Origin of the sequence: Bradyrhizobium sp. (assembly GCF_049691595.1) — a bacterium.
GTDB lineage: Bacteria > Pseudomonadota > Alphaproteobacteria > Rhizobiales > Xanthobacteraceae > Bradyrhizobium.
In genome coordinates this window covers 1-6971 of sequence record NZ_JBAVNZ010000438.1, presented here as the reverse complement: position 1 = coordinate 6971, position 6971 = coordinate 1, and the positions used below count along the sequence as shown (strand labels likewise).

Here is a 6971-nt window from a genome sequence, read left to right as displayed (position 1 = left end):
GCTATGCCCCGTATCGCGCTCTATCCCGGCTCATTTGACCCCGTCACCAACGGCCATCTGGACGTCGTCAAACATGCCGTTGCCCTCTGCGACCGCCTGGTCGTCGCCATCGGTGTTCACCCCGGCAAAAAGCCGCTGTTTTCGGTCGAGGAGCGGCTGGACATGGTGCGGGCGGTGTTCGGCCCGGTGGCGCAGACGGCCGGCTGCGCCTTCGACTGCACCACCTATGACAATCTCACCGTCACGGCGGCGCAAAAGGCCGGTGCGACCATCATGATTCGCGGGCTGCGCGACGGCACCGACCTCGATTACGAGATGCAGATCGCGGGCATGAACGAGACCATGGCGCCGCAAGTGCATACGGTTTTCGTCCCGGCCTCGGCGTCCGTCCGCCCGATCACCGCCACACTGGTCCGGCAAATCGCCCTGATGGGCGGCAACGTATCCGCGTTCGTGCCGCCGTCGGTCGCCGCCAGCCTCAAGGCCAAGTTCGCCCGCTAGCGCCCTTTCGCGCCGTGATTTTCGACCTCTTGATCCGGAGTGTTCATGATCCGAGTTCTCGCCTTTGTCGCCGCGCTCTTGTGTGTGGTTCCCGCGATCGCCCAGCCGCTCCCCGCCAATCTCGACAAGGCGAATGCGATCGTGATCGACACCGCCAAGGGCCGCATCGTCATCAAGCTGCGCACCGACATCGCGCCGGGCCATGCCGAGCGCATCAAGCAGCTCGCGCGCGAGGGTTACTACAACGACGTGCCGTTCCACCGCGTGATCGACGGCTTCATGGCGCAGACCGGCGACGGCCAGAATTTCAACGGCACCGGCGGCTCGAAATATCCGAACCTGAAAGCCGAATTCTCCGGCGTGCCGTTCAAGCGCGGCATCGTCGGCATGGCGCGGCGCGGCGACAGCAACGATTCCGCCAATTCCCAGTTCTTCATCATGTTCGCCGATGGATCGAGCCTGAACGGCCAGTACACGGTGATCGGCGAGGTGGTGTCCGGAATGGATGTGGTGGACAGGCTGAAGAAAGCGCCGCCCGGCTCATCGGGCGGCACGGTGAGCGATCCCGACAGGATGGTGAAAGTGCAAGTCGCATCCGACATCAAGTGAGCCACTATATGAATCGGAACACGCCAGCGACAACGACCGGCTGCGGTACCGGATCGCCGTGATGGAGACGTTGCAGCGCTGCACGCCGTTGCCATTAACCGAGGGGCTGGGCGGCGGCGGCGCCGGCCGGCCTTTCGCCGTTCCCTTCAGAACCCGGAAAACTCAACCCAAAACCGACGAGAAAAGAGCATGGCTGATACAGAAAATACTTTGATCCTCGAGACCACCCAGGGCGCCGTCACCATCGAAATGCGGCCCGATCTCGCGCCGGGCCATGTCGCGCGGATCAAGCAGCTGGTGCGCGAAGGATTTTACGACGGCATCGTGTTCCACCGCGTGATCGACGGCTTCATGGCGCAGACCGGATGCCCGCACGGCACCGGCACCGGCGGTTCCGGCAAGAAGCTGAAGGCCGAATTCAACAAGGAGCCGCATGTGCGCGGCACCGCCTCGATGGCGCGCGCCGCCAGTCCGGATTCCGGCGACAGCCAGTTCTTCATCTGCTTCGACGATGCCTCCTTTCTCAATGGCCAGTACACGGTCTGGGGCAAGGTGACCGCGGGCATGGAAAACGTCGACAAGATCAAGCGCGGCGAGCCGGTGCCGAACCCCGACAAGATCGTCAAGGCCCACATGGCCGCCGACGCGGCGTGAGCCGCAAACGTCATTCCGGAGGCCGCACGACGTGCGGCAATCCGGAATCTCGCGATTCCGGGTTCGTATCTTCGATGCGCCCCGGAATGACGCTACCGAGCTGGAGCGCCACGGCGCCATGCGCACCGACCTCTTCGACTTCGAACTTCCTGCCGAGCGCATCGCGCTGCGGCCTTCAAGCCCGCGCGATTCCGCGCGGATGCTGGTGGTGCAGCCCGATAGCGTCCTGCGCGACCGCACCGTCGCCGAGCTCCCGCAATGGCTCGAGCCCGGCGATCAGCTGGTCGTGAACGACACCAGGGTGATATCCGCCAAGCTGAACGGCCGTCGCATCGGCCGCGACACCGAGCCGAAGATCGAGGCAACGCTGATCAAGCGCCTCGACGGCTCGCGCTGGCAGGCGCTGGTCAAGCCCGCCAAGAAGCTCGCCCAAGGCGACATGATCCGCTTCGGCAATGAAGGAAAGGTCTGCCTGCTCGGCCATCTCGACGCCGAGGTCGAGGCCAGGGGCAACGACGGCGAACTAACGCTGGCGTTTTCGTTGCACGGGCCGGCGCTCGATCAGGCCATCGCCGAAACCGGCACGCCGCCGCTGCCGCCTTACATCGCCTCAAAGCGCGCGCCCGACGATCGGGATGCCGCCGACTACCAGACCATGTTCGCCGCCAACGAGGGCGCGGTGGCGGCCCCGACGGCGGGGTTGCATTTCACGCCGGATCTCGAGGCGGCGTTGCGCGGCCGTGGCGTCGACATCGTCAGGCTGACGCTGCATGTCGGGGCAGGGACCTTTCTGCCGGTCAAGGCGGAGGAGACCACCGCGCACAGGATGCATGCCGAGTGGGGCCGCATCACCTTTGATACCGCCGCGGCGTTGAATGCAGCGCGGGCCAAGGGCGGCCGTATCGTCGCCGTCGGCACCACATCGCTGCGGCTTCTGGAAAGCGCCGCGGCCGACGACGGCACCATCCAGCCGTTTCGCGGCGACACCGCGATCTTCATCACGCCGGGCTATCGCTTTCGCGCGGTCGATATTCTCCTGACCAATTTCCATTTGCCGCGCTCGACGCTGTTCATGCTGGTTTCGGCCTTCAGCGGCCTCGACACCATGAAGCAGGCCTACGCTCACGCGATCGCAAGCGGCTACCGGTTCTATTCCTATGGCGACGCCTGCCTGTTGTTTCGCGCCCGCGACTGAAGCGTAGGGTGGGCAAAGCGAAAGCGTGCCCACCAACGGTAGTGATTTGGCGAGAGGGTGGGCACGGCGCGAGAGCGCCTTTGCCCACCCTGCGATTTCTGTTTCGTGATAAGTCCGCTGCATGACCACAGCCAACCACTTCGAACTGCTCGGCCGTGACGGCGCAGCCCGCACCGGCAGGCTGACGACGCCGCATGGCGTGGTGCGAACGCCAGCCTTCATGCCGGTCGGCACCGCGGGCGCGATGAAAGGGATGCATTGGCGCGAGGTGCGCGAGGCCGGCACCGATATCGTGCTCGGCAATACCTATCATCTGATGCTGCGGCCGGGGGCGGAACGCATCGCGGCGCTCGGCGGCTTGCAAAAGTTCACCGGCTGGAACGGGCCGATGCTGACCGATTCCGGCGGCTTCCAGGTGATGTCGCTGTCGGAACTGCGCAAGGTGAGCGAGAACGCCGTCACCTTTCGCTCGCATATCGACGGCGCCAGGGTCGAGCTGTCACCGGAGCGCTCGATCGAGGTGCAGCGGCTGCTCGGCGCCGACATCGCCATGCAGATGGACGAATGCGTGCGGTTGCCGGCGGAGCGCAGCGATATCGAGCGCGCGATGCAGCTTTCGCTGCGCTGGGCCGAACGCAGCAAGCGCGCGTTTGAATCCGCGGCCCCGGGCGCCATGCTGTTCGGGATCGTCCAGGGCGGCGACGTGCCCGAATTGCGCCATACCAGCGCGCGCGAGCTGGTCGGGATCGGCTTTCACGGCTACGCGATCGGAGGTCTCGCCGTCGGCGAGCCGCAATCGGTGATGCTTGCCATGATCGAGGCGACCGCGCCGCAGCTGCCGGAGGGGCGCCCGCGCTATTTGATGGGCGTCGGCACGCCCGGAGACATTCTGGAAGCGGTCGCGCGCGGCATCGATATGTTCGACTGCGTGATGCCGACGCGGAATGGACGTCACGGCATGGCGTTCACCCGCTTCGGCCAGATCAATCTGCGCAACGCCCGCCACGGCGACGATCCGCGGCCGCTGGATGAAGCAAGCACCTGGCCCTCGACGCGCAATTGCTCGCGCGCCTACCTGCACCATCTGGTCAGGTCGGGGGAGACGCTGGGCGCGATGCTGCTATCGGAAATCAACATCGCCTATTACCAGCAGCTGATGCACGACATCCGAAATGCGGTTTCGAACGGCACGTTCGAGGATTTCCGCGCGAGCACGCGCGCCGGCTGGGCTCACGGTGACATCGCTCCGCGCTGAGCTACCCAGCCAACGAGCGTGCGATCGTTGCTAGGGCATCCGGTAGGCAAACACGAACGCCACGATGTAGGCACAGACAACGCCTATCACGAATTCGATCGTCAATCGTTTCGCCGGGTAGGTCGTAAGAAGCATGCGATCGATATCGCGCGGTATCAGCTTGGTGAATGAAAGAATCGTGCCGAACAGCACCCCCCTGGAAACGAGGTCTACCGGGAGCGCCGCCTTGATCCAGGTAAAGACGATGGCCCACAGCGTGCACTGGACAACGATTGCGGCCAGAATTTTCACAATCGTCGGCGGCGACTTTGGAAGCGCCCTGACGCTCGGATGCCCTTCCTGACTTGAATAGATCTTGTCGACCACGGGGTTAAAAAACAGAGCGAACGCGGCAACAAACCAAACCACGGTTGCGATCAGGATTGCGATGGCCATTTCCGAATTCCCTCGATTGCGATCGAATAAAACCCGAACAGGTTGGGGTATTGGTGTTTTTTCCGGCAATGCTCAACAAGGAAGCGGGGTTCGGAAAACGCGATCGCGCGGGTAGTCTGAATGCCGGTGGATGGGAGGGCTGATGCCTGCGTTCGAGACTGCCTGGTTTCGGCGCCATGCGCGAAACCCGGACGGCGATACGTTCGAGGGTTTTGTGACAGAATGCGTGTCGCGTATAGCAGGCGTCGAAATCGCTCGGTGATATCTAACGAAAACCTCAGTTACAGGCGAAGGGCTCGACCGCGTGCTTGGTCACGAAACCGTAACCGCAGGTGTCGCAGGTCCAGAGATAGCTGATGACCCGATCGCTCAGATAGGCGGAAGCTTCCGCGGCTACCATGGAGTCCGCGCAAATCGGGCAGGCTGGGAAAGCAGATCCGCGCGGGTGTGGGTTAGGTGCAACGGTCGAGCGGACTTCAGCAATTGCTGGCATCGTGACCCCCCTGCGTTCCGAAACCTGGTTTCTGGTTTTTCTGGTTTAATGTACAAGAGAAACTATAGACTAATTTATTTGATCTTGTCGCAAAACAAATGTGTTGGTTTTGCGTTTTTGGCATCGCATCGATTTTTTGCGATGCAGCGTATTTTCGGTCCCCCGGTTTCTCACTTGCACACCGCCATGCGCTGCTCCTAACTAGGGACGCGCGTATTTCCCCCGCATTTTGGTTTACAGGAGTCTCGCGATGGACGCATCGGCAGCAACGAGTGCAGTGCAACGACCCGGGCGGGGCCGTGTCTTCGACTCCATTGTCGATGCGATCGGCGATACGCCGATCGTCCGCCTGCGCAAATTGCCGCAGGCGCATGGCGTGAACGCAACCATCCTCGCCAAGCTGGAATATTTCAATCCCGCAGCCAGCGTGAAGGATCGCATCGGTGCCGCGATGATCATCGCGATGGAAAAGGCCGGCGTGATCAATGCCGATACCGTGCTGATCGAGCCGACTTCGGGCAACACCGGCATTGCGCTCGCCTTCGTCGCGGCCTCGCGCGGCTACCGGCTAAAACTGGTGATGCCGGAATCGATGTCGATCGAGCGGCGCAAGATGCTGGCGTTTCTCGGCGCCGAGATCGTTCTGACGCCGGCGGCCCAGGGCATGAAGGGCGCGATCGCGACCGCCGAGGAACTGGTGCGGACGACGCCGAACGCCGCGATGCCGCAGCAGTTCAAGAACCTCGCCAATCCCGACATCCACCGCCGCACCACCGCGGAAGAAATCTGGAACGACACCGGCGGCAACATCGATGTCTTCGTCGCGGGCGTCGGCACTGGCGGCACCATCACCGGCGTCGGTCAGGTGCTGAAGCCGCGCAAGCCGTCGCTGCGGGTAGTGGCCGTCGAGCCCGAGGAAAGTCCGGTGTTGTCGGGCGGGCAGCATTCGCCGCACAAGATCCAGGGCATCGGCGCCGGGTTCGTGCCGGACATCCTGGATCGCTCCGTGATCGATGAGATCGTCAAGATCAACAGCGCGACCGCCATCGAGACCGCGCGCGCGCTGGCGCGCCACGAGGGCGTTCCCGGCGGCATCTCCTCGGGCGCTGCAATCGCGGCGGCGCTGCAGATCGGCAAGCGCCCCGAGAGCGCGGGCAAGACCATTGTGGCCATCGTGCCGTCGTTCTCCGAGCGCTATCTGTCGACGGCGCTGTTCGAAGGAATCTGACCATGCCGGACCAACCGAGACGCCCGCGAACCCTGAACGACGCGCGCGGCGAGGCCGAGGCCGCGTTCAAGCGCACCACGACCAAGGTCCCGGAAACCCCGCCGAAGAAGACCGCGCTTCCCGGCGTGAAAGAGCTGGTCTCGTTGCGGATCGATCAGGACGTGCTCGAACATTTCCAGGAAGGCGGCCCCGGCTGGCAGGACCGCATCAACCAGGCGCTGCGGAAGGCCACGGGCAAATAACAGGCAATCGCGTTTTCCAGCGAAATGGATACCGGCTCGCATGAAGAAAACGCGTCAAACAGCAAGCGAAAGTTTCCGCTCGGATGCGATCGAAAGGGAAGCGTCGGCGGCAACGCCACGCGGGCGCCTGACCGACCTCTTGCCGGCGCCTTCGATCCGCGCCGGCCTGCTTCTCGCTGGCTGGCTCGCGGATCCGGCTCTGGCGGAATCCGTGCCGCTCAATTGCATGATCTTGCCGGGCGAGGAGATCGCCAGCATCCTGATGACCAATTCGCTGGCCACCGATGCCTCCTGCATCGCGACCTGCAAATTCGCCACCACCAAATATGACAACAATCCCCAGATCACCTGCGCCAAAC

General features: G+C 63.5%; 9 protein-coding genes and 2 pseudogenes. 9 read left to right on the top strand and 2 right to left on the bottom strand.

The window, feature by feature from the left end; all coding sequences use genetic code 11:
• Window positions 1–3: 3 nt before the first annotated feature.
• The 6 genes and pseudogenes from coaD (at window position 4) to tgt (ending at window position 4214) form a co-directional block, all read left to right on the top strand.
• Complete coding sequence (gene coaD / locus WCE35_RS18620; RefSeq protein WP_424594799.1) at window positions 4–501, top strand: pantetheine-phosphate adenylyltransferase; 498 nt, start codon at window positions 4–6, stop codon at window positions 499–501.
• A gap of 45 nt (window positions 502–546) precedes the next feature.
• Entirely contained in the window at window positions 547–1110 is a 564-nt protein-coding gene (locus tag WCE35_RS18615) for a peptidylprolyl isomerase (protein ID WP_424594798.1), read from the top strand.
• Window positions 1111–1117: 7 nt separating this feature from the next.
• A pseudogene (locus tag WCE35_RS18610) lies at window positions 1118–1324 on the top strand (hypothetical protein); the annotation flags it as partial.
• Complete coding sequence (locus WCE35_RS18605) at window positions 1300–1764, top strand: peptidylprolyl isomerase (RefSeq protein ID WP_424594797.1); 465 nt, start codon at window positions 1300–1302, stop codon at window positions 1762–1764. The pseudogene WCE35_RS18610 and the gene WCE35_RS18605, both read left to right, overlap by 25 nt.
• A 118-nt stretch (window positions 1765–1882) precedes the next feature.
• Window positions 1883–2959, top strand: coding sequence for a tRNA preQ1(34) S-adenosylmethionine ribosyltransferase-isomerase QueA (queA, locus tag WCE35_RS18600; protein ID WP_424594796.1), 1077 nt, complete (start codon window positions 1883–1885; stop codon window positions 2957–2959).
• A gap of 121 nt (window positions 2960–3080) precedes the next feature.
• Window positions 3081–4214 carry a tRNA guanosine(34) transglycosylase Tgt gene (gene tgt, locus WCE35_RS18595; protein ID WP_424594795.1) on the top strand — a complete coding sequence of 378 codons (1134 nt, stop codon included), beginning with the start codon at window positions 3081–3083 and terminating at the stop codon, window positions 4212–4214.
• A gap of 30 nt (window positions 4215–4244) precedes the next feature.
• Here tgt and WCE35_RS18590 read toward each other — a convergent pair whose 3' ends face one another.
• Both WCE35_RS18590 and WCE35_RS18585 read right to left on the bottom strand, forming a co-directional pair.
• A complete protein-coding gene (locus WCE35_RS18590; protein ID WP_424594794.1) occupies window positions 4245–4649 on the bottom strand; it encodes a hypothetical protein in 405 nt (134 codons plus the stop codon).
• Between the two features lie 277 nt (window positions 4650–4926).
• Window positions 4927–5142 (bottom strand): hypothetical protein, encoded by a 216-nt coding sequence (locus WCE35_RS18585; protein WP_424594793.1) that lies wholly within the window; start codon window positions 5140–5142, stop codon window positions 4927–4929.
• 250 nt (window positions 5143–5392) lie between these two features.
• Between WCE35_RS18585 and cysK the strand changes: the two genes are divergently transcribed.
• From cysK to WCE35_RS18570, 3 genes and pseudogenes are all read left to right on the top strand, one after another.
• On the top strand, window positions 5393–6370 hold the full coding sequence (gene cysK / locus WCE35_RS18580) for a cysteine synthase A (RefSeq protein WP_424594792.1): 978 nt from the start codon (window positions 5393–5395) through the stop codon (window positions 6368–6370).
• 2 nt (window positions 6371–6372) lie between these two features.
• Complete coding sequence (locus WCE35_RS18575) at window positions 6373–6612, top strand: BrnA antitoxin family protein (protein WP_424594791.1); 240 nt, start codon at window positions 6373–6375, stop codon at window positions 6610–6612.
• Window positions 6613–6652: 40 nt separating this feature from the next.
• A pseudogene (locus WCE35_RS18570) lies at window positions 6653–6971 on the top strand (hypothetical protein); the annotation flags it as partial.